At 40.4% G+C, this 19,111-nt stretch carries 30 protein-coding genes; 11 read left to right on the top strand and 19 right to left on the bottom strand.

Going from position 1 to position 19,111, the window contains the following annotated elements; genetic code table 11:
* Nucleotides 1-276: 276 nt before the first annotated feature.
* Both HG267_RS39420 and HG267_RS39425 read right to left on the bottom strand, forming a co-directional pair.
* A complete protein-coding gene (locus HG267_RS39420) occupies nucleotides 277-579 on the bottom strand; it encodes a hypothetical protein (protein ID WP_045875008.1) in 303 nt (100 codons plus the stop codon).
* 12 nt (nucleotides 580-591) lie between these two features.
* A complete protein-coding gene (locus tag HG267_RS39425) occupies nucleotides 592-759 on the bottom strand; it encodes a plasmid partition protein ParG (RefSeq protein WP_081584190.1) in 168 nt (55 codons plus the stop codon).
* A gap of 270 nt (nucleotides 760-1,029) precedes the next feature.
* Here HG267_RS39425 and HG267_RS39430 point away from each other — a divergent pair, with 270 nt between their 5' ends.
* The 9 genes from HG267_RS39430 (at nucleotide 1,030) to HG267_RS39470 (ending at nucleotide 6,383) form a co-directional block, all read left to right on the top strand.
* Entirely contained in the window at nucleotides 1,030-2,145 is a 1,116-nt protein-coding gene (locus tag HG267_RS39430) for a ParM/StbA family protein (RefSeq protein ID WP_045875009.1), read from the top strand.
* A 4-nt stretch (nucleotides 2,146-2,149) separates the two neighbouring features.
* Nucleotides 2,150-2,413 (top strand): hypothetical protein, encoded by a 264-nt coding sequence (locus HG267_RS39435; protein WP_235623158.1) that lies wholly within the window; start codon nucleotides 2,150-2,152, stop codon nucleotides 2,411-2,413.
* Nucleotides 2,410-2,676 (top strand): hypothetical protein, encoded by a 267-nt coding sequence (locus HG267_RS39440; RefSeq protein WP_045875011.1) that lies wholly within the window; start codon nucleotides 2,410-2,412, stop codon nucleotides 2,674-2,676. Before HG267_RS39435 ends, HG267_RS39440 begins: the two co-directional genes overlap by 4 nt.
* Before the next feature lie 11 nt (nucleotides 2,677-2,687).
* Nucleotides 2,688-2,885 (top strand): hypothetical protein, encoded by a 198-nt coding sequence (locus tag HG267_RS39445; protein WP_045875012.1) that lies wholly within the window; start codon nucleotides 2,688-2,690, stop codon nucleotides 2,883-2,885.
* A gap of 81 nt (nucleotides 2,886-2,966) precedes the next feature.
* Nucleotides 2,967-3,362, top strand: coding sequence for a hypothetical protein (locus HG267_RS39450; protein WP_045875013.1), 396 nt, complete (start codon nucleotides 2,967-2,969; stop codon nucleotides 3,360-3,362).
* Nucleotides 3,362-3,967 carry a hypothetical protein gene (locus HG267_RS39455; protein WP_045875014.1) on the top strand — a complete coding sequence of 202 codons (606 nt, stop codon included), beginning with the start codon at nucleotides 3,362-3,364 and terminating at the stop codon, nucleotides 3,965-3,967. The genes HG267_RS39450 and HG267_RS39455 overlap by 1 nt, the downstream gene beginning before the upstream one ends.
* A 58-nt stretch (nucleotides 3,968-4,025) precedes the next feature.
* On the top strand, nucleotides 4,026-4,406 hold the full coding sequence (locus HG267_RS39460; RefSeq protein WP_263420109.1) for a hypothetical protein: 381 nt from the start codon (nucleotides 4,026-4,028) through the stop codon (nucleotides 4,404-4,406).
* A 31-nt stretch (nucleotides 4,407-4,437) separates the two neighbouring features.
* Nucleotides 4,438-4,593: a hypothetical protein gene (locus HG267_RS39465; RefSeq protein ID WP_263420110.1), complete on the top strand. Its 156-nt coding sequence runs from the start codon at nucleotides 4,438-4,440 to the stop codon at nucleotides 4,591-4,593.
* Complete coding sequence (locus HG267_RS39470; RefSeq protein WP_081584191.1) at nucleotides 4,590-6,383, top strand: ATP-binding protein; 1,794 nt, start codon at nucleotides 4,590-4,592, stop codon at nucleotides 6,381-6,383. The genes HG267_RS39465 and HG267_RS39470 overlap by 4 nt, the downstream gene beginning before the upstream one ends.
* Before the next feature lie 262 nt (nucleotides 6,384-6,645).
* Here the strand turns inward: HG267_RS39470 and HG267_RS39475 are convergent, their stop codons facing one another.
* Nucleotides 6,646-7,011: a retroviral-like aspartic protease family protein gene (locus HG267_RS39475; protein ID WP_045875016.1), complete on the bottom strand. Its 366-nt coding sequence runs from the start codon at nucleotides 7,009-7,011 to the stop codon at nucleotides 6,646-6,648.
* A complete protein-coding gene (locus tag HG267_RS39480; protein ID WP_045875017.1) occupies nucleotides 7,008-7,325 on the bottom strand; it encodes a hypothetical protein in 318 nt (105 codons plus the stop codon). The genes HG267_RS39475 and HG267_RS39480 overlap by 4 nt, the downstream gene beginning before the upstream one ends.
* A 305-nt stretch (nucleotides 7,326-7,630) precedes the next feature.
* Between HG267_RS39480 and HG267_RS39485 the strand changes: the two genes are divergently transcribed.
* Nucleotides 7,631-8,605 (top strand): tyrosine-type recombinase/integrase, encoded by a 975-nt coding sequence (locus HG267_RS39485; RefSeq protein ID WP_045875018.1) that lies wholly within the window; start codon nucleotides 7,631-7,633, stop codon nucleotides 8,603-8,605.
* 66 nt (nucleotides 8,606-8,671) lie between these two features.
* Here the strand turns inward: HG267_RS39485 and HG267_RS39490 are convergent, their stop codons facing one another.
* The 5 genes from HG267_RS39490 to HG267_RS39510 form a co-directional block, all read right to left on the bottom strand.
* Nucleotides 8,672-9,040, bottom strand: coding sequence for a hypothetical protein (locus HG267_RS39490; RefSeq protein WP_045875019.1), 369 nt, complete (start codon nucleotides 9,038-9,040; stop codon nucleotides 8,672-8,674).
* A gap of 122 nt (nucleotides 9,041-9,162) precedes the next feature.
* The gene (locus HG267_RS39495; RefSeq protein WP_081584192.1) at nucleotides 9,163-9,291 is read right to left on the bottom strand and encodes a CVNH domain-containing protein; all 129 of its coding nucleotides are present in this window, start codon (nucleotides 9,289-9,291) and stop codon (nucleotides 9,163-9,165) included.
* Between the two features lie 716 nt (nucleotides 9,292-10,007).
* The gene (locus HG267_RS39500) at nucleotides 10,008-10,619 is read right to left on the bottom strand and encodes a lysozyme (protein ID WP_045875020.1); all 612 of its coding nucleotides are present in this window, start codon (nucleotides 10,617-10,619) and stop codon (nucleotides 10,008-10,010) included.
* A 12-nt stretch (nucleotides 10,620-10,631) separates the two neighbouring features.
* Nucleotides 10,632-11,093 carry a hypothetical protein gene (locus HG267_RS39505; RefSeq protein ID WP_045875021.1) on the bottom strand — a complete coding sequence of 154 codons (462 nt, stop codon included), beginning with the start codon at nucleotides 11,091-11,093 and terminating at the stop codon, nucleotides 10,632-10,634.
* Nucleotides 11,094-11,716: 623 nt separating this feature from the next.
* Nucleotides 11,717-11,932, bottom strand: a complete 216-nt coding sequence (locus HG267_RS39510; protein ID WP_045875022.1) for a hypothetical protein — start codon at nucleotides 11,930-11,932, stop codon at nucleotides 11,717-11,719.
* Nucleotides 11,933-11,964: 32 nt separating this feature from the next.
* Here HG267_RS39510 and HG267_RS39515 point away from each other — a divergent pair, with 32 nt between their 5' ends.
* The gene (locus tag HG267_RS39515; RefSeq protein ID WP_263420111.1) at nucleotides 11,965-12,102 is read left to right on the top strand and encodes a hypothetical protein; all 138 of its coding nucleotides are present in this window, start codon (nucleotides 11,965-11,967) and stop codon (nucleotides 12,100-12,102) included.
* A gap of 25 nt (nucleotides 12,103-12,127) precedes the next feature.
* Here HG267_RS39515 and HG267_RS39520 read toward each other — a convergent pair whose 3' ends face one another.
* The 10 genes from HG267_RS39520 to HG267_RS39565 form a co-directional block, all read right to left on the bottom strand.
* Nucleotides 12,128-12,598: a ribonuclease domain-containing protein gene (locus tag HG267_RS39520; RefSeq protein ID WP_263420112.1), complete on the bottom strand. Its 471-nt coding sequence runs from the start codon at nucleotides 12,596-12,598 to the stop codon at nucleotides 12,128-12,130.
* A gap of 252 nt (nucleotides 12,599-12,850) precedes the next feature.
* Nucleotides 12,851-13,267 carry a protease complex subunit PrcB family protein gene (locus tag HG267_RS39525; protein WP_263420113.1) on the bottom strand — a complete coding sequence of 139 codons (417 nt, stop codon included), beginning with the start codon at nucleotides 13,265-13,267 and terminating at the stop codon, nucleotides 12,851-12,853.
* Nucleotides 13,268-13,312: 45 nt separating this feature from the next.
* On the bottom strand, nucleotides 13,313-13,843 hold the full coding sequence (locus tag HG267_RS39530; protein WP_263420114.1) for a S8 family serine peptidase: 531 nt from the start codon (nucleotides 13,841-13,843) through the stop codon (nucleotides 13,313-13,315).
* Nucleotides 13,794-14,300, bottom strand: coding sequence for a S8 family peptidase (locus HG267_RS39535; RefSeq protein ID WP_411863280.1), 507 nt, complete (start codon nucleotides 14,298-14,300; stop codon nucleotides 13,794-13,796). The genes HG267_RS39530 and HG267_RS39535 overlap by 50 nt, the downstream gene beginning before the upstream one ends.
* The gene (locus HG267_RS39540; RefSeq protein ID WP_263420116.1) at nucleotides 14,269-15,006 is read right to left on the bottom strand and encodes a hypothetical protein; all 738 of its coding nucleotides are present in this window, start codon (nucleotides 15,004-15,006) and stop codon (nucleotides 14,269-14,271) included. Before HG267_RS39540 ends, HG267_RS39535 begins: the two co-directional genes overlap by 32 nt.
* Before the next feature lie 129 nt (nucleotides 15,007-15,135).
* Nucleotides 15,136-15,699 (bottom strand): hypothetical protein, encoded by a 564-nt coding sequence (locus HG267_RS39545; protein ID WP_045875026.1) that lies wholly within the window; start codon nucleotides 15,697-15,699, stop codon nucleotides 15,136-15,138.
* Nucleotides 15,700-16,223: 524 nt separating this feature from the next.
* A complete protein-coding gene (locus tag HG267_RS39550; protein ID WP_263420117.1) occupies nucleotides 16,224-16,511 on the bottom strand; it encodes a hypothetical protein in 288 nt (95 codons plus the stop codon).
* Nucleotides 16,512-16,932: 421 nt separating this feature from the next.
* Nucleotides 16,933-17,454 carry a helix-turn-helix domain-containing protein gene (locus HG267_RS39555; protein ID WP_045875028.1) on the bottom strand — a complete coding sequence of 174 codons (522 nt, stop codon included), beginning with the start codon at nucleotides 17,452-17,454 and terminating at the stop codon, nucleotides 16,933-16,935.
* Between the two features lie 167 nt (nucleotides 17,455-17,621).
* Nucleotides 17,622-17,870, bottom strand: a complete 249-nt coding sequence (locus HG267_RS39560) for a Mo-dependent nitrogenase C-terminal domain-containing protein (protein WP_045875029.1) — start codon at nucleotides 17,868-17,870, stop codon at nucleotides 17,622-17,624.
* Nucleotides 17,871-18,142: 272 nt separating this feature from the next.
* Nucleotides 18,143-19,111, bottom strand: a complete 969-nt coding sequence (locus tag HG267_RS39565) for a hypothetical protein (RefSeq protein WP_045875030.1) — start codon at nucleotides 19,109-19,111, stop codon at nucleotides 18,143-18,145.

The raw sequence follows: 19,111 nt of genomic DNA on the forward strand, positions 1-19,111 counted from the left end.
GAAATATTTAATTTTTTCTGTCGGGCAAAGCGTTCACTACTTAGTGGCTCTTTGTCCTTTTAATTTCTGGTGCTGTTCTATTAAGTACCTCCGTTATACGCTTAATTTAAGCAATAGCTTGATTTTACAAAAGTTCTTGTCCTCTGCAACTTATATTAGTTTTATTTTTTACTTTAAATTTCTCCACATTTGTTGATGTTTGTTTACGGAAAAATCTGAAGGTTTTTAGCCCACTCAGATGGGGCGTGATTACCCAATCTGAATAAGGATTCTCGTTCAAACAGCACTAGCCGCTCCGGTCGTCTCTGTTTTCACCTTTTTTTCAAAAACCTGAATGTTTGGCTCTTCCAGTACAAAGCCATTTTCTGTTTGTTGACCGAGTTTGCCAGCGATTGCGGCTACCCACTGGGGGTAGTTAGCTTGGGCATCGGTGAGTTTCTTCCAAATTTTTGGTTTGACTGTAACGCTGATAATACGTCCGCCACAGTCAACCTCGAACTGTTGCCAGCCGTTTTCTACGGTATTGGTTTGAGGCAGTTCATTAATTTTGATTGTTACTTCCAGTTTTCCTTCAATCATAGGCACTCTCCATTACTTGTCTGGTGAGGGATCATTTTCTTCTAGCCATTTATCTAGAAGTTCATTGAGTACCGTATCCATATTGGTTTTGAGTCTGATGCAAGCGATTTTAAAACGATCACGTTTATCAGACTCAACACGGAGCCTGATAAAAACAGGCTCTTTTGCATTTCTACCCATATTGTTACTTATAGCACCCTATTTGTATAGCACATAAGCACCACTTTTTATTCTATCGAGAATTATCAGAACATTTAATGTAATAGCACCACTAACTCGGTGCTATGGTGCTATAGTTTAGTTGTCAGCCAAAAAAAGGCATACAACAAAGTTAACGTTTACCAAAAAGGTCATAGAGACTGACCAAAAATTGGATGAGCGGATTAATGCAAATATTGCTTAGAACCTCTCAATCATAAGTAATACGATACTTTCACCTAAAACTGAACCATGACAACCACATACACCGATGCCAATTCTTGGCTCAGTCAAGCATCTTTGCTTGCCAATTCTGGACTAAATACCCTCATCGCAGGTAAAGACCCCGGTGCTGGGTATGGGAAGGCAATTTATGGTGATTTTTCTATCATGATGCCAGCCGCATACTCAGTAGTTCGCAACCGCAACATCCACCTTCACGAAACCATATCTAAAGATGGGTGCTGGGTGCGTTATCTCGAAGGTTCACGCCTTGACTTAAAAGACATTCAATTCTTTTGGGGAAGTGCAGCGCTTTCCCAAGCTGACCACACCCTGCTACACGAAGATAAAGCCAAAAAAGCAGAACTGGCATTAGAAAGCATCCTTGCAGACTTAGCAGTTCTCAATATTCCTTCCGAGATGAAACTAGAAATTAGTTTGAGCAACCACAACCCAGAACGCTGGGGAGAGGAGATTAAACGCAGAGTTCAAGGTGTTCACACCTTCCAACACAAGCACCCCGTAAATCGTGAGATTGTCACCAAAACAGTAGAAATCGCAGTCACAGGTATTTACCCAGAAGGTTTTGGAAGTATCGCTCATTGCTTATTTGGTGAACCAACTCTAGCCCTAGAAGAGTCGGAAATTGCCATCGGGCTTGATATTGGTTCATCCACTTGGCTAATTACCGTATTTAACGGCAATGGTGCAGTCATAGACCGTCACCTGATTGAAGGTGGATGTGGTGAGTTGCACTCAATGATTGCAGAAGCATTAGACAAGCGGAATGACAAAGTAAGTCTGCTGTCCAAAGATGTCAAACACTCATCTTCTTTAGTGAACCGAGGGATTTTAGAAGGAACTTTAACTTATGGAGGTAATCACCTTACAGGCAAGAATTTTGAAGCTGAATACAGCCAATGTCTTGATGAATGGTGGTCTACAAGAATTGAAAAATTCGCTAATTTCGTCACTTCTAGCAATTACTTAGACCGTGCTAAATATCTTGTTGCTTGGGGTGGTGGTGTTTCACTGCCAGTGGTGGATCAAAATCTCGCTGACTTAGGCTTTGTGGTCTTACCAAATCCCCAATTCATCAATGCGTTTGGACTGAAGTTATTAACAGAAATCTCGACAGGAGTATAAACAAGTGGCTGATAAAACGTCATACGAATCTCGGCGTATAACCATTTCTTACTTAGCAGTTGAGGAACTGTGCCAGATGTTCAATATCCCTGCTGATGCGCCAACACAAGCACTATCAGCAGCAGTAGAAAAGCTCATTTTTCAGGGTGGGGTCAATTTACAAACATTTTCCAAAAATCAAAGTCAGGCATCTACAACAACAGCAACTCACCCGAATAAAGCAGGAATAGCTTCTATGGTTAGTCAGTTTAAGGGAGTCGCTTCATGAAGAACCTAAATAGAGTGTATGACTCAACTTTACTTACCCAGTCGAAGGTTTACCAAATCGACCGAACACTGTACCAATACCGCTATAGCACAGGCACAATCCAAGCACCACAATACATCTTCCGCCCACTAGCAGGACAACGAAAGAAAGCGGATTTTAAGCTGAATCACAAAGCTTTAACTACTCGCTGTTATGAAGTTGAGGGGGCAAAAATAAATAGTTCCGTACTAAGTCAAGAATCATTGCAGTTATCAATATTTTGATGAGGTGAATTATGCAGAATCAAGCACTGCCAGAATTAGTTGCACAAGCCCAACAATTACTCACCCAAATCAGGCAGCATCCCCAATTTTTAGCACTGCAAATTGATGCAGATGTCACGATAGGCGATGTTACCCAATTTTTCAACGCGCTGGGGTGGGAAGTAACAGCCACTGCTGTGGATGTATCAAAGGAAGGCTTTTTTCAGTAATGGGGAGAGCGATCGCATTCGCCGGCAAGCTGGCGATCGCCCTCTGGTTGCAAAAGAACAACACACAGAGATTTTATCAAGATGAATAACTCCAATCTATTTTTCGCCGCATTAAACGCCCTAACTAACAATGGATGCCCAAGAGAATTGGCGCAATCAGCAGCAGAGATAGTTGCTAATGATGATCCATTCCTACCCAATTTAGGTAGAACACCAGAGCAGCAGCAGATAATCCAAGAAACACTGCCATACTTGCAATCTGGAATCTATGACCAGTTTGAAACAATTGATGAAACACCAAACCCTTTAACTCATGGTCAGTTTTTAGGGAATTTTGGCTCTGAATTACCAGACGAAACGATTTTTCGACTTGCAGAAGGCGATTCAACAGCACTAAATGACATTACGGATCACGCAACTAGAGACAAAGCAAACAACATCTTTACAAGATTGGAAGAACTAGGAGCGTGGGAGTGATGAACCGGACAGTAAAACTCAAACTGGATGCACCCATCACCTATGCCGCTTTGCATTCCCTTTCGGGCATTAGCCAAGAAACCGTATTCCAAGCCCTAGACGGCAATCAGACAGCAGCTGCAACTGTGGCAGATTTTAGAATCAAGCAAACCCAACGCGCCCAAAATGCTAAGGCAGTATTCGGCAACCTATCACTTGGTTTACAGGCAACTGAAACCGTCATGGCAGAAGAAACCCAGTTTCTCACCGCCGCAGGTACGAGCATCAACAAAATGGCTGAGGGTTGGTCAAAGGTTAGGGTCAGTGATACCCGTTTAGGCTATGGCCTACAGCAAAAAGTGATTGCATCTGATAACCAACTAGCCCAAGAACAGTTTCGGCACTCTAGGACACTTAACTTATTGGGTGAATCGCACCGTGCAACGCTCAGAACCATTGAGATTGACGCTACCAAGGCACAAACTCAACTTTGGCAGCAGGTCAAGGACAAGCAACAAGGACTTTCACCCGCAGACCGAGCTAAAGAAACCTTAAAAGACATTCACAGACACGGTTCTAACGCTGTTAATCGTGCCAAAGGTTTCTTTAGACGCTTACTCGACTAAATCTAAATAAAAGCCCAGGAGCTAAACCTGGGCTAACTTTCTTCCCAAAGGTGTTCCTATGTTGACCAACAATCAAAAACAAACACCAATTTACTTTGATGCAGAGATTGTAGACCTTGGCGTACAGTCTGTAGACGGTGAACAGTATGACTCGGAACTCTTACAGCAGGCGATATCTGAAACTGACAGCAGTATCACCATAATTCAAGGCATTGCTCAAGGTGCATTCCTGGCAGGATTGCAAATCACATCAACCCAATATCTCTACCTTGCTGGCAGTGTTGGACTATTCCCAATAGTCATTGCTGGCTTACCCGTTGGGGCATCCTTGGCGGCTACCCTCTGCTACTTAAGATTTCACAACAGCATCATTCCCCAAATGAGCGACCGCCAAAAAATTTGGCATTGGTGTAATTCGCTCTGCAACGCTAGCCGCTAGTTCATGGAAGTTGACAGGTGATGCCCAAGACATGGACAAAATAGCCCGTAACAGTTTTTCTACCGTGACTGAGCAGGTAAAAGCATCCTTGGGCATCGAGAAGCCCAAAGAAACTAATTACGGGTTATTTCTTGGGTTAGCCGCCGTTGTTTCTGTTGTCCTATGTTTCTACTGGCGTAAGAAATGAAAGACGTAAAACCATCAGAACTTAACCAGCGTTGTTATAGTCTGCCACTGCGTCTAAATCTCCTGATGATGGCATCGGTACTAGGGGCGGTGATTTGTGTTGTAGTAGGTCATTTAGGCGACGGGATAGCCAAGAAAGAAATATGTTTTTACCCAAAATCAGCCAGGATACATGATGCTCCACTAGAGGCAGAGGGAGATACAGAGCGTTTACTTTTGGGTAATAAGTATTGCCGTTATGAACAGAGATCGCAAATTCCCGAACCCTACTTGAAGGCTAATCAGTACCGCACCAGCAACCCCAACTATAACGAGTGGGCATTTCTCCAGCATGAAAGCTTATATGTATTCCGAGAACTAAGTGCTGATAATCCGTTTAAGATTCACTTTGGGCTAGGAGCGATGGTGTTGGGGGGAATTGGTTTGTTTTTGACAAGCAAAGCCAAAGACTATCTCAGCGACATTAGACCCCACTACCGAGCTACTAAACAATTTGAGGGCGTAAAAGCTTCTTACAGCGTAAGACTAGGTGAGCAACTGCTAGACCTGTCTGGTAACGAACTGTTGAAATACTTGCGTGGGATTAAAATCGCTGAGGCTAGACAACAGTTTATAGCTAGTATCACCCCACAGCAGCAGACAGCTTTACTCATGGCGATGTCGGCGGATGATTATTACGAATTTGGACACCTGCTCGACTCTGGGCAAAGCTTTGAAAAGTTTGAGCCTCAACAGCAGCCAGCCCCACAGCTACCACACGGCACACCAGGAACTGTGGAGGAGCAAATGCAGCAACCAGTAATCCCACCCGACAATAACACCGCATGGGTGCAAAACCTCATCAAACAAACTGCCCTGATTTGGGGCAACCAGGGCGGTGGTAAATCTTGGCTTGCTCGTTATGTCGCCAAACAGAAAAAACAAGCAGGCTACCGCGTTGTTGTCCTTGACCCTGACAGTAACCGTGCAGAATGGCGAGGGGTTGAAAGTTACCATTCTTGGTCGGATATTGAGCAACAGATCCGCGAATACGTTGAGGAATTAGAACAACGGTTAAAAACCTTTAATAATTCATCTTTAAGTGAGTCGCAATGGCGGCAGAAACTTTGGAGCGAGGGCAAAGCAACCGCCCTAATTTGTGAAGAAGCCACCACCTATGGCGACTTTATTAAAGATGAGGAATTACTATCAAAATTCGGGAAGCTGGCATTAACTAAAAGCCGTAAACAAGAGATGCCTTTAACTGTGGTAGCTCACAACAATACCCAGACTTGTTTATTTGGGATTAAAGGCTTACATAATCTGGTTTCTAAAATGCTGCAAGTTGAATGTTTGGCACAGGTAGATCCAATTACACTGCAACCAAAATCTACGGGTCTTGCCAAGGTAAAACTCGATAGTTCCAACGAATGGATATTAGTTGAACTGCCGACTATGACAGCCAAAATATCTGATTTTAGTGACACTCTATCAGCAGCAGATTCTCACCTAATTCCCCCCATAGATCAAGCCACTTTAGAGCGGATTTATGAACTAGAAATTAATCTTGGTGACAAGGCAAGTGATACCCAATCCGCGCCTAATCAACTATCACCAATGGCGCAAAAGTTGTATGAATATCTCACCAGAACCGAGAGAATGACAGCCGATGTTAGGGAGTTCAAGGGCAATTTTAAAGTCAACTCGGAGAGATTCACTGTTGAGCAAATTAAGGGTTGGATGTACGAAATTGTGGGGGCAGGAAAGGCTGACTGGATAGGCGACGGTGTTATCAAGCTCAATCAAATTTAGCCGCTTTCTATGGCTGGTGTCTGCTCCCCAAAACCCCCTTTTTTGCGGACATCGGACACCAGACACTACAGACACCAAACGCTAAAAGCCTTATACAGTATGGACACGTTCAGACATTAGAGCGGACACGTAAAGACACCAGATGTCTGTGACGTGTCCGTTGTGTGTCTACCAGACACTAATAACAAATCTGCCAACAAATAAACAATTGATAAATTTTAAAAAATTTTGAGGGATTTTTCTCTCTTTTTATCGGTCGTAGTTATCCCAACGTCAATTCACCCGACTGTATATCAACGACTAACCGACGATTTGTTAACCATTGACGACCGAGTAAAACTTCTGTTAAATCTTTGCCAACATGTACAGGGATGTCAAACTCTTGACCATCAAATAGTACTTGACCAACATAGATGTCAAATTTTACATCTCCCCGTGCAGTTCGCATTGTTTGCTCTCGTAAACGCTCCCAACCAAGTGCATCTATATCTTGGTCATTAATCGCTAACCAATACGAAAAACCTGTATCAAACATCGCCTCAACAGGTAATTCTAATCCATCTGATGTTATTAAATTAATTTCAAAAAGTAGTGCTTCCTCATCACCAAAAAAACCGGAAATCGTCATATCGTGCCGCAAGCCCCAGACTCATTAATCCGAAAAGTATAGTGTATTTTGCCTGGATGCTGTTCGCGACATTGTAATGAAACTACTTCTAAATCTTTATCAACAAAATATTCTCCACTATCCGGTTCAACTGCAACAAACCAGTTGTAGTGAGTTTCAATTAATTCTGATTTTACTCGCTCAAAAATAGGTTTACAACGTTGGTAAAAAGCCTCGCGTTCGGCTTCACGTCGTGCTTTTTGTGACTCATTCCATTGGATTTCGGGAAATATTCTCCCCCTACGGACAACACGGGTAGACTTGGTTTCTGTCATGCTTTTTACCTATAAACCAATATCTATTATTTTAACGGTAAAGCTATCAAAGAGTGAACCGGGATTTCCGCCTCAGCTGCGTTTATTAAAATAATCATCGCTGTCGGGTTCAAGTAATTGGATGATACAATCCCGTTTTCTGATTAAATTCCCAGCCAATACCAGAAGTATCCTTGCGCTTAGACCATGAAAAAGCCAAAGAATCGGGGAAAATAAAGTTAATCGTAATGTAAAGTGGTTGTGAGAATGTACGTTTTAACAAGCACTTAACGCGCACAACCCTTATAAATCAACGGTTTTTGTCTATGTCTGGTATCATCACCCTCCGCTCTATCACCTCTTTAAGTGGAATTACACAGAGCGATAGTAAACAAATTCTCGAAGTTTTACTGACGCAAAAACGGTCGGAACACACCCGCAGGGCTTATTCCCATGACTTGCGAAATTTCTTCAGTCTCATCGCCCCCGGTCGCGAATTAACATCCGACCTGGCCCGCGAATTTTTAGGGCTATCAAAAACCCAGGCAATATCGGTGGTGGTTGCCTACCGCAAGCATCTTTTCGAGCAAGGTTTAGCGCCAGCGACAATTAACCGCAGAATCAGCGCGATTAAGTCTTTGGTGGAGATGGGGCAGATTTTTGATATCTGCAATTACGACCTGGAAGTGATTAAAAATGAGAAAGTTAGACCCTATCGGGATACTAAGGGGATAGAAGTTCCAGAGGTGATTAAGCTATTTGAGGCGATTGATACTTCGACTTTAGCGGGGAAGCGCGATTATTCCATCATGCGGCTGCTTTGGAGTAATGCTCTGCGGCGCGGGGAGATTCCCAGTTTGGATGTGAAGCATTTTAAATATGCTAGATGTCAAATCGAGGTTAGTGGTAAGGGACGCAATGGGGAACGGGAGCTGGTGACAATTTCTCAAAAAACGGCTGCTGCAATTTCTGATTGGTTGCAAGCATCTAATGCTGCTGATAAGCCCAACGAACCCATTTTTATTTCCCTTGATCCAGTAAGGTTTGGGAATCGGTTAACTGGGGAAGCGATACGTTTAATTGTTATCAAATATTGTAAGTTGGCAGGAATTGAAAAGCAGATGAGTCCCCACCGGGTAAGGCATAGCGCTATTACTGAAGCGCTGAACCAAAATAATGGTAATATTCGGGCTACTCAAAAGTTAAGCCGCCATTCCGACCCCAGGACTGTGATTATATATGACGATAACCGTGTTGATTTGCAAGGTGCTTTGACCAGGCAGCTTGATGATTTGATTTAACAATTTACATCGTATCGTTGAGGTTGAAATTTACCAGGTTCGGTACTGAAGTCGTGAATGTTCCAGTTAACTATATACTTTCTTTATATTATCGATAGCTTCATTTAAATTTCTGTTATGCATCCAACCTACATAACCGCCAAATATCATTTTGTTGTTGGAATCTGCTAAAAATATGTGTTTTACTTGTGCCGGATTTATGTAAATTTTAACTAATGTTTTATCTTTCAATGTGAACAAGGGTACTGCTCTTTGAAAATCTCTACTATGAGCCATAGTCATACCAGGTACATTGACCAATATTTCAATAACTTGTTGTGTTGTTTTAGAAATACTTGAAGCAATTTCAGCTTCCTTATTCCATTCCATTAAATAATCAAGTGCTTTTTCAGATAATTTAAAACCAGATTCAAATGTACCAAATAGATTTAACATTTTAATTTCCTTCAGTTAATACTGTGAGTTCGCTTATTTTTAAACTCCAAATTGAATTAAAGCTTTAATTCAAAGAGAAAAGGGCTATTTTAAAGTAAACAGCCAAGACAAAATCTTAGGAATTAAGCATTGACACAACTATTTAAGTCGATTGCGGCTGCGGCTTGAGAACTATCTATTCTTCTACAATCTGCCCTTAATACTGTGCCCTCAAGCCGGATGTTTGAACAGGTTTTAGAAAAGTCACCCATGATTAATCTCCTTTTTGATGGGTCTACTGTGGACAAAGTATCTGATGATGTAGCCCAGTTCTCATCAGGTTTGGTTGCAGTTAAGCAAAGAGCTTAATTCTGACTTATTCACATTGGAATTGACCGATTAAGCGTCGTTTCCTTGTGGCTAAAAGGTTTAGCTTGTTTGCTAACTCCCTCGCTCTTTCTTAATCTCAATATATTCTTTAAAAAGTGGATTGATAATTAACTATTTTTAGGTAATTATAGAACCGATAATTAATTATCAAACAGAATTCAGGAGTCAGGAGCCAGAATTCAGAATTGAATTCTGTGCGACTGGCGGATGAATAAACGGGTTTAAGACCCCCACAAAATTGAAAATTTTGTGGTCTTCAATCAGTGGGGGATTCAGACCCACCACTGATTGTATTCTGACTCCTGAATTCTGACTTCTGAATTCTTCAATTTCAGGTGTGATAATTTATTTCTCCTTCTTCTTGGAGTAAGCGAAACGCTCTCCAAAACGTCGAACGCGACATATTAAAAAAGATAACCCAAGTTGTGAACTTGGGTTATCTACATATAAGCGTGTTTGGTAATTGAGACAACTTCGCTTGCGAGTAGCGATACAATATAATGTAAGCTAAACAGAGGTTGCATGGCTTCTACACCCCTGTTATGTCTATTATTCAATTTAGAATAGAATAATAGAAGAATTCTAGCTAGAATACCAGTTACGCTACAGGTGTTAAAAATAGTTCAGCCTCAGCCTGCCTTCGTGCCAAAAGTCCTTCCTCAACATTCGTTCCAGGGTTACGGTATTTGATGAAAGTCTCTTTGATTTCAGACCAATTGCGACTTTCTAAAACTCTGGTAATGGAATTAAAGCCAGGGGCACCAAAGAATTTACTTCCCAAGTTGTAGCTAAAGCTAAGTAAAGCTCCTTGTTGGTTAGTATTTAGTTGATGCCAACAAGGTATTTTTTCTAAATCAGGTAAGTAATTATTTTCCAACTGATAAATCAAAAGCTCCAAAGCTTCTTCTTGAGAAATACTCTCCCCAAGATACCACGGGCTGCCATCGCGTTTCTTGGTTGACCCCCACCCAATTGTGATCGGTTCGCGTTTTGTGTCAGGGTCAGGATATGCATTAAGATAGCAGCCTTCAAATTTTTTGATTAACTCAATTCCGCATTGAGGTAGTTTTGCGGAAATTTGAACCGAGAGATTAGGAACTTCCTTAACTTCAAGCAGGCGGATTTGAACTTGCTTTGCTAACTCTTGGTCTTGACGCAAATAGTCAAACTCAAGAGATTTATCAAGCTTTATAATATCTTGGAGGTTCATATTTATTTTCTCCTAATAAGTATACCCAACGAGAAGTTTGACCGTATTTTGCCCTTGACAATGTTTTTGAAAAACTTCCTCAAAATCTGTGAATTCTGATTCAGGTAACACAATGCAGCCCATACTTCCTGGCACATTTGCATCTTTATGAATTAGCAGGTCAGAACGGGTTCCTCCACCAATGGTTGTGACTTCAAATGGTGTAATAGGGTAACCATTACCTTCTACTCCTTTGACTTTTCTGAGGTCTACAGGATTAACTGTAACGGAGTAAAAAGGTAATGATGGGCTTAATTCATAAGTAGGAGGTATTACACCACCACGAACATTCCAATCTTTTACCCCTTGTTTATCCGCAATGCTACTTGTCGCAACCCATCTGCCAACAATTCCTTTTGTTTCATCTACTAGAAATAATCTACCTCTATTGAGTTCTGAGGTCTCATCTAGTGCCATTGTAAAAAATAAAAGCATATTGTTCCTTTTGTTTGTTTCTAAAGAGTTTGCTTATAGAAGTTCTTGTTTTGACGAAATGTATAAGGGTAGGGAATATATACCTCATAAGAGATATACAAATCTCATCTCCACCTGACTCGACTGAGAACTCCTAAAAAATGTTTTGTCCAATTACATTTCCATCTGGATGAAAATGCAACATTGAGCTTGTTTGCTAACCATGAAGCTCTTTGTTAATATCAATACTATTCTTTCTTGATTGGATTAATAATTAACTATCTTTCGAGACTCATAGAAGCGATGATTAATTATTTTTAGATAGTGACAATTTATTTGTCTCTATATATACAAGCTGTAGTTGATTCAGTTAGGAGAAATATATGAATGTGAAAAAAGTGGTAAAAAAGCAGCAGTGAGCAACTGCCGAAACAATTACTCACTGCTGTAATAATTCACAACACAGGTAAATCTCAAATTTAGTGCTTGATAATTGAGGTAATTTGGCAAAGCAAATCGAAACTTTTGAAGGCATCGAATATGAACGATCGCTTTTATGTCAGGTTGAACCAGCAAATAATGGCACGTACTCTTGAGAACATACATCGCGCCCTGATTAACCTTCATCAAAAAGAGCGATCGCACTAATGTGGTTGGGCTTCTATCGTTACGGTAATCGCTCTCTCTCCTAACAATCCACCTGTGCGACCTGATGTTTCAACGAGTTTCCAGGCAATGCGTTGGTCTGATACGCCTTTGCTGAAAAACTCTAACGCGCTATTAGTAGCTGACAAAAGGGCAGATTGAAAATCCCCTTCTTTTGAGGTTCCTTGAAATTGTTGAATCTTTGTAGTAGTCATAACAGTTCTCCTAAATTTTGAGAAATTGAGTTTTGTTGAACATCAGGTTCAGTTTGTTTGAACCTTATACTTCATCCATGAGCGATCGCATCCTTGAGAATAGACAATCGCACCCTGGAGTGATCGCATCCCTTTTAACAAAGTCCCTACAAAAGAGCGATCGCACTTAAAATCAAATTTTAGCAAGGGTATAAATTATGACAATTTAAAAAAGGATTGGTAATGATCGCTGGTGTAATACACAGCTGCGACGGATCTTCCGTCTGAACCAATCAATATAACGGCACGGTGCGCGCCAGCCCCACCATGATTATCTTGACCAAGTCGGTACTCTCGATAGTGCTCCCCCGTTGAAGCGCGAGGTAATCGAGTACTCCCATGACCTCCTTCATTACTATACACACCACCACCTAGGGTGCCTCCTGTAATATTGGCTCTGATAGTTCTGATTTGATCTTTTTCTGCGGTAGTAGGTCTGCGACTGCCATTCGGTAAAGCACGAGTGCCATCACTACCAGTGCCACCACCAATACGAGCGCCGCGACGAAAACGATCGCGAATACCACTACCAGGAGCGCCACCACGACCACCACGACGAAAACGATCGCGAAAACCACCACTAGGAGCGCCACCACGACCACCACGACTGCGACCACGCGCTTCCAATCCTGCCTGTTCAACGCCCCCTCGAAATAAGCTTCGAGGTCTTTGGCTACTTCCTCCAAAGATATACTTTCCAAATTAGGATATAGCTCAGATTCAATATTTTCTAATTCCTCTGGTAGGAATTCCAGAGCTTCTAGTTGAGCTTCTGAGAACAATTCCAAATTTTCGACTATCTGTCTAGTCATAATTTCCTCCTGAAAAAATTGAGTTTGTATGTCAGCAAAGTCTGCGAAATCTGCCAAAATTTTGACGCTAACAAGCGTGGTATTTACTTAAGCCTTTTTTAAAGAGAACCTTGTTCACAGCACGTTGGGGAATTGTAATTATCTGGTATGGGTGCGTAATCACCTCTTGAACAATCTCTCCAGGCTTAGGCTGGCGATAGGCAACTGTAATTACCAACGATGCCAGGTCTTTTTGCTCAGAGTTTTTGGTCTCGACAGTCAGAATTTCCACCGAATAACCGCCAGTGCGTTTCTCCCCCATAAAGACGGCGACTACCTGGTTATCTGTAAAATCCACGTTGGGAACAGGTGGAGGTGGTATAAAATCAGAGGTGTGTTGCTGCCAAACATCAGCCCATTCTTCAGAATTATCAATTACCAATTGGCTGGCTGTTGGGTATCCGCTATTAGCGCCCCGTGCAATGGTGCGGAAGTTAACTTTCATCTTTTTGCAATCTTCTTACTTATTTTCAGTCTGCTGAAGCAATCTCTATTTAGCCAGACTTGGGACTTGATGGATAATTTGATACGAATCTGTCTTTTTCTGACCACTAGGCGTAGTATAGTTCAGCTTCAAAGAGAGATTGTATTGACTCGGTTTGCCATTGGGAGAGACTTCAATCTCAAAGTTGCGGATAACATCTGCCCCAGTCCGCACATTCCCATAGTCTTGTTCGGCAGCCGTGACTTTAATGTCACTAGTAGGTGATACCAAGCTAGCTTTTACCCCCTGCATAACTTCCTTGCTAGTATTTTTCACGGAAATGTTTAGTTGTTCTAGTAACTTCCTTTGTTTAACTACCGAGGTGTAGGTAATCTGTTTCTCTTCTGATACAGGTTGCGTTGCCATCTGCAAAGCCTTGACAACATCTACTAAACCTTTGCCCTGGGCGTTGGGGTCAGTTGTTGAGTCCAGTGGTTTTGCAGATTCCATGAGAATTTTCTTAATCTGCCAAGGTTCCAGTTTTGGATTACGCTCTAATAACAGGGCGCTTATACCAGCAATATGAGGTGATGCCATACTGGTACCGCTCATCTTTTTTATAGCGACCACCAGGTACGGTAGATACAATGTCTTCGCCAGGGGCTAAAATATCCGGCTTGGGTCGGTTATCGGCAGTTGGGCCACGACTGCTAAAAGGCATCACTTGGGTTCCGTCGTGGCTAGATGCTCCAACAACAATCACATCACCAAAAGCATCTGCGGGAGAGGTAAGAGTTCCCGGTTCAGAACCATTATTACCTGCACTCTTAACCAAGACTAAGCCTAATTTTGCGGCTCGTTCCGCAGTTTTTGCCCAAACATTAGTACCGTCTAGCTCTGTCGGAACTCCCCAACTACAGTTAGCTACTTTTACACCTTCCTTCATGTCTTTAATCACATCTTCAATGGCATCTGCTCCTTTAAATCCTTCCCCCGAATTATTTGCCTCAGAAGGTAATAATTTATAGCTCCAAATAATTGCCTCTGGTGCCATACCTTTGTACTGCGATCCATTCCCAGCAATAATACCTGCTACGTGAGTTCCATGAGGGTGGGGGGTTCCCCCAAGGTTCATTGGTGTAATTTCGCTTATGGACAACACGACCTTTTAAGTCAGGATGGTTAATATCAACTTCGCCATCAAGAACAGCGATAATCACTCCTCTACCAGTACCAACTATTCCTTGAGTTCTAGCATTGACTAAACCCACAGTTACAGAACTTTGGTCTAGTTCTAATCTCAAGGGTTTATCAGCTTCCAAGCGGACTATATTGCTTTGCTGTGAGAATTTTTGAATTTGGGCAGGAGTTAAGTTAGCAACGACAGCTTCACCTAATGTCAGGTGTTCCACCAAAGCTTGCTCTTGTTTTAAATCTTCTATGAGTGATTCAATATCTTGATTTACTAAGCTTTCAAACTCGTCGAAGGCATCAACTTCAAATTCTTCATTGCGTTTTTGGTAAATTTCCTCCAATTGCTCAAACTCCTCATGGTACTGCTCAAAGCACTTGGTCGGTTTGTAATAAATCATCACCCGTTGACGTGTTGTTGAATTCACATCGTCAACTTCATTCATAATTTGATACTCTAAAAAGCGGTCAATTTTACCTTCAATATCGGCTCCCCATTTGTCACGAATTTCTAGTTCGGCTTTTTCTAGTTGCTGTTCTGTGAAATCGAAATCTTCTTCTGAAATCATGATTTACTCCTTGAAAATAAGAGGGTAGGCACTGCTTACATAGAGGCTAAAAAATTGATTTTTACCTTTTATTTAGTGCCAAACGTATAGTTATTGAGAATGTTGCGAAATATCAGTTAGACAGATTGCTTATCTTCTTCTTCGGTTACGAAAAAAGTCAAATCCCGAAGGTAATACAGTAGTAACAACAGGGATAAGAAAATTCCAAAATTCTGCTGTGGCTGGAATTTCTTCTGGTTTCAAGCCAGCTTGTTTGCAAATAGCAGGAAAAAGACGAGCCACAATTGGCGGAACGAAGATAGTAGACATCCATCTAAAATAGGTTGGCAATGTCTTAGCAATGATTGGAGCCAACAGTTGGGTGACAGCATCAGGGCTTTTGAGACAAGCCGCTTGCAGCTTGGCACGAGTTTTTGGATTGCTAGTGATGTTTTTCACCGCATTTTTGATTAAGGCAGTGAATACTTTTGTTAGTTGTCGAATTACATAACTGTTAGGATTGCGGCGTTCAATATCTCCCTCCATGTAAGCTTCCACATCTTCAGCTACACTTTCAGTAGATACACTTTCGAGAGTTTCTTCTAGCTGAGATTCAATCCCTGCTTCTAATGACTCAACTTCTATCCTTTCTATATCTGCCTCAGAAAACAATTCTAGCTGTTCGAGTGAATTAGCAGATGTTAATGTCGCCATAATTTTCTCCTGTGAAAAGATGAGTATTTTTGCAAGTTTAATTTAGGTTTTACACAATGAAAATATTCGAGATAGCCACATCTATTACATTCATTTGTATATGTGAATGAGTGCAATTATCAGCAATTAACGTGGATTATTGTTTAGGTAAAACCTATCTAGAAAAAAGAAGATTGGTCTTTCCTCCCCTTAAATGGGGAGGATTAAGGTTGAGTAAGTGTGAACGTAGTTGTCCTAACTAAAATTGTGATTAGTAAGACTGATTAACATCACTTAGTCACGCAGACTAAAAGAACCACCGAAAAATATCACCAAATATACCCTCAGTTGCAGCAGATACTTCATCTGATTTCAACCCAGCATCTTTGCAAATAGCAGGGAAAAGGCGAGCCACAATTGGAGGAACGAAGATAGCAGACATCCATCTGAAATAGGTTGGCAGTGTCTTAGTAATGATTGGAGTCAACAGTGTGGTAACAGCATCAGGACCTTTGCGACAAGCTGCTTGCAGTTTGGCACGAGTTTTAGGGTTGCTGGTGATTTTTTTGACGGTATTTTTGACTAAAGCGGTAAAAAATTTTCGTCAACCGTTTAATCACAGAACGGCTTGGAGGACGACGTTCTAAGTCTCCTTCCATGTAAGCTTCTACATCTTCAGCTACACTCTCAAAAGATACACTTTCTAAGTTTTCCTCTAACTGAGATTCAATCCCTGCTTCCGCCGATTCGTATTCCAAAGTCTCGATATCGGCTTCAGAAAATGATTCAAGTGTTTCAGCTGCACCATTTGTTTTTGCTGTATAAGTTGCCATGAGTTTATCCTTTCAGAATTTGATTTGTGTTGTTTAGAAGGTTTTGTTGAAGGAAAGTTTTTTAGTTAAAAATCATAGAAGTAATATTTTAATTTCCAGATTTTTAAGAGCTTTTAAGCTTGTTTGTTAGCTCTCCTTTGCTTTCCATACACATATATTATCTTGAGCAAATTTGATTGATAATTAACTATTTTTCGATAAGATTATAATTAAGCATTCAGTATTTTTAGATTCTCCTCAAAAAGTATATCAAATATTTAATATTTTCTAAGCGCACCCTAATTTTGAGAGTTGATGACTTCCATAAATATTTAAATAAAAAAAATACTAGATTAGTAAATAACATAATCTAGTATTGCATTGAGATAATATATTAGTTGATTAATTAGCAGTTAATAGGTAGGTAATATTTTTTGTGCCGTTATAACAATGTATGAGAACGCTGTGTCTCTCTCCAAGCACGCGGAGTATTTTTATAGTAATTGCGAAACTGACAATAAAAATGATTGATATTTTGATAACCTACTTTTAAAGCAATTTCTTCAACGGAGTAATTAGTTTCTAAAAGCAAGGTGCTTGCTTCGGCTATCCGGCGCTCGATAATCCAGTTATTTACTGTTTTCCCGGTAAGTTTTCGCACTAAATCGGTTAAGTAAGCTGAGGAATAACCAACAGCTAGAGCTACTTCTTTTAGGCTAATATTTTGATGATAATTAAATTCAATAAATTCAAAGACCTCACGCAGTCGGGGAGTCGATGGAAATATGGACTTCTGAGTATTTGATTTTTTAGCTTCGGTGGTAGTAGAGAATTTCTCCTGTGGTAACTGAACACTAACAAAGCCTTTTTCTGTGACAATCACCTCAAATCCTGCTGTTTCTAAGCATTTCATTAAGAGGTTTTTGGTTTCAGGATTTTCATGATTTACTAAAATATTAGTCATCTTTTCTCCTAATATTTATTTTTTTGGATTCCTTGGATACGGTGTAGATATTTGCAGTCATTTTTCTTAATTGGCTGGCTACGCCTAATTCAACTTTGCTACTTTTTTTGTTTTAGTATGTTTAATTACTGATACTATGTAACCGATTCAGCTTATCTTTAAGTGTTCTAGTCTAGCTGATTAAGGTAGCAAATAGCACGAAAGCGTAAACCAATTAACTGCTCATACAGAGGATTGAGCTTACACAGAGGTGGTATATGAATAATTAAGTTCCCAAACAGTTTGATGTCACTTGCAAATGGACAAGAAGCTGGAATTACTTTGCACAAGAATCGCGCTAATTTGGAATTATGAATTTCGATAGTATCCAGCTTTTTTCGTATCGGTAAAAGTAAATTTAATGTGTGTGTATTCATGCTGAATTTCCTGACATTACAAGTTTGATATGAGAGAAATTTGAGGTTGCTCTACACATTACTCGGTTAAGAAAAAACCTCTTTATCTGAAATACAGCAGAGTTGTAACAAAACTTTATAAAGAAGTAAAAGTCTGTTGGGGTCTTATCTTCAGCACATATTAAAATGAAATACTATTACCCTGATGGGTACTTTTATCACGACAGAATCGCATAAAAAAAAGTACCCTTAAAGGTACTTTTGTGGAGCATCTCAATGCATAAAAAATTATGTTATGCTTCACTACGTGAAACATGCCACCTTCTATTTAACTCAGCGACAACCTTGTGCGCTTTGTCTTCTGTTTCTAACGGGACTTCATAAAAGTCAACAGAGACAAAATTAGGGAGTTGCTTTGCTGTCTTGTAGCATCGGTTGTTTATTCTGTCCATGATTTTTTCATAAGTGTTATCAATGGCGGCAATGATAACAATCGGAAAGTTCCTGTAATGATTAAAGACGAACAATTTCGGGTAATCGGCATCTATATACTCACCGTTGTCCCATCGAGATGGACAATCCCAATCGTTACCTAAGTTACCAATACTCCAGTAATTTTCTTTGGTGTAATAATAATTGTAGGCTACCCCAATTTTTTCTACTTCGTTCTTGTGGTCTTTACTACTGAAAATTACTAAGCGTTTATTGCGCTGAATCATATCTGACAATAAAGGCCATACTTTCTTTTCTTTTACTTGCCACTTTTCATCGTTATCTGGGTCGTATATTAACTCTTTAATGTCTTTAACTTTTTCAAGTTCATCTTTAAGTTCGTTTGTATTGGTGTAATCTTCCAAGAAAACTGTTACTATTTCCGTAGGATTTTCTTTGAGAAAATTTACTACATCATTTAATGCTTGATACAGTCTTTGTAAAGGTAGAGCATAAGTAAATCTGGGTATCCAACCATGCTCGTTAACTCCATGCAATAAGTATACTCCATTCTCTGGAATCACATTAAAAATATCTCCAGAACCAGGTTCTTTGTAATACGTATCAAGCATTAATGCTCTAACACCTTCTCTAAGCTGATTAGCAATCGACCTAGATTGGTTTGGGAAAAGCCAACCAGCATCTTGAGAATTGGCGAAAGAATTATGCGTGCATAAATAACTACTTTCGTTATACCTCAAACTACTAGATGTAAGCGTTGAGGAAAGTCTTTCAGTTTCAGCTATTGTTTGGTTTTGATTGTTTATCAT

The organism is Tolypothrix sp. PCC 7601 (genome assembly GCF_025677855.1).
GTDB classification, from domain to species: Bacteria; Cyanobacteriota; Cyanobacteriia; order Cyanobacteriales; family Nostocaceae; genus Aulosira; species Aulosira diplosiphon.

Coding starts and splice junctions, on each gene's coding strand:
- HG267_RS39420 (WP_045875008.1), bottom strand. CDS start 579: ATGATTGAAGGAAAACTGGAAGTAACAATCAAAATTAATGAACTGCCT.
- HG267_RS39425 (WP_081584190.1), bottom strand. CDS start 759: ATGGGTAGAAATGCAAAAGAGCCTGTTTTTATCAGGCTCCGTGTTGAG.
- HG267_RS39430 (WP_045875009.1), top strand. CDS start 1,030: ATGACAACCACATACACCGATGCCAATTCTTGGCTCAGTCAAGCATCT.
- HG267_RS39440 (WP_045875011.1), top strand. CDS start 2,410: ATGAAGAACCTAAATAGAGTGTATGACTCAACTTTACTTACCCAGTCG.
- HG267_RS39445 (WP_045875012.1), top strand. CDS start 2,688: ATGCAGAATCAAGCACTGCCAGAATTAGTTGCACAAGCCCAACAATTA.
- HG267_RS39450 (WP_045875013.1), top strand. CDS start 2,967: ATGAATAACTCCAATCTATTTTTCGCCGCATTAAACGCCCTAACTAAC.
- HG267_RS39455 (WP_045875014.1), top strand. CDS start 3,362: ATGAACCGGACAGTAAAACTCAAACTGGATGCACCCATCACCTATGCC.
- HG267_RS39460 (WP_263420109.1), top strand. CDS start 4,026: ATGTTGACCAACAATCAAAAACAAACACCAATTTACTTTGATGCAGAG.
- HG267_RS39465 (WP_263420110.1), top strand. CDS start 4,438: ATGGACAAAATAGCCCGTAACAGTTTTTCTACCGTGACTGAGCAGGTA.
- HG267_RS39470 (WP_081584191.1), top strand. CDS start 4,590: ATGAAAGACGTAAAACCATCAGAACTTAACCAGCGTTGTTATAGTCTG.
- HG267_RS39475 (WP_045875016.1), bottom strand. CDS start 7,011: ATGACGATTTCCGGTTTTTTTGGTGATGAGGAAGCACTACTTTTTGAA.
- HG267_RS39480 (WP_045875017.1), bottom strand. CDS start 7,325: ATGACAGAAACCAAGTCTACCCGTGTTGTCCGTAGGGGGAGAATATTT.
- HG267_RS39485 (WP_045875018.1), top strand. CDS start 7,631: ATGTCTGGTATCATCACCCTCCGCTCTATCACCTCTTTAAGTGGAATT.
- HG267_RS39490 (WP_045875019.1), bottom strand. CDS start 9,040: ATGTTAAATCTATTTGGTACATTTGAATCTGGTTTTAAATTATCTGAA.
- HG267_RS39495 (WP_081584192.1), bottom strand. CDS start 9,291: ATGGGTGACTTTTCTAAAACCTGTTCAAACATCCGGCTTGAGGGCACA.
- HG267_RS39500 (WP_045875020.1), bottom strand. CDS start 10,619: ATGAACCTCCAAGATATTATAAAGCTTGATAAATCTCTTGAGTTTGAC.
- HG267_RS39505 (WP_045875021.1), bottom strand. CDS start 11,093: ATGCTTTTATTTTTTACAATGGCACTAGATGAGACCTCAGAACTCAAT.
- HG267_RS39510 (WP_045875022.1), bottom strand. CDS start 11,932: ATGACTACTACAAAGATTCAACAATTTCAAGGAACCTCAAAAGAAGGG.
- HG267_RS39525 (WP_263420113.1), bottom strand. CDS start 13,267: ATGAAAGTTAACTTCCGCACCATTGCACGGGGCGCTAATAGCGGATAC.
- HG267_RS39530 (WP_263420114.1), bottom strand. CDS start 13,843: ATGGCATCACCTCATATTGCTGGTATAAGCGCCCTGTTATTAGAGCGT.
- HG267_RS39535 (WP_411863280.1), bottom strand. CDS start 14,300: ATGGCACCAGAGGCAATTATTTGGAGCTATAAATTATTACCTTCTGAG.
- HG267_RS39540 (WP_263420116.1), bottom strand. CDS start 15,006: ATGATTTCAGAAGAAGATTTCGATTTCACAGAACAGCAACTAGAAAAA.
- HG267_RS39545 (WP_045875026.1), bottom strand. CDS start 15,699: ATGGCGACATTAACATCTGCTAATTCACTCGAACAGCTAGAATTGTTT.
- HG267_RS39550 (WP_263420117.1), bottom strand. CDS start 16,511: ATGGCAACTTATACAGCAAAAACAAATGGTGCAGCTGAAACACTTGAA.
- HG267_RS39555 (WP_045875028.1), bottom strand. CDS start 17,454: ATGACTAATATTTTAGTAAATCATGAAAATCCTGAAACCAAAAACCTC.
- HG267_RS39560 (WP_045875029.1), bottom strand. CDS start 17,870: ATGAATACACACACATTAAATTTACTTTTACCGATACGAAAAAAGCTG.
- HG267_RS39565 (WP_045875030.1), bottom strand. CDS start 19,111: ATGATAAACAATCAAAACCAAACAATAGCTGAAACTGAAAGACTTTCC.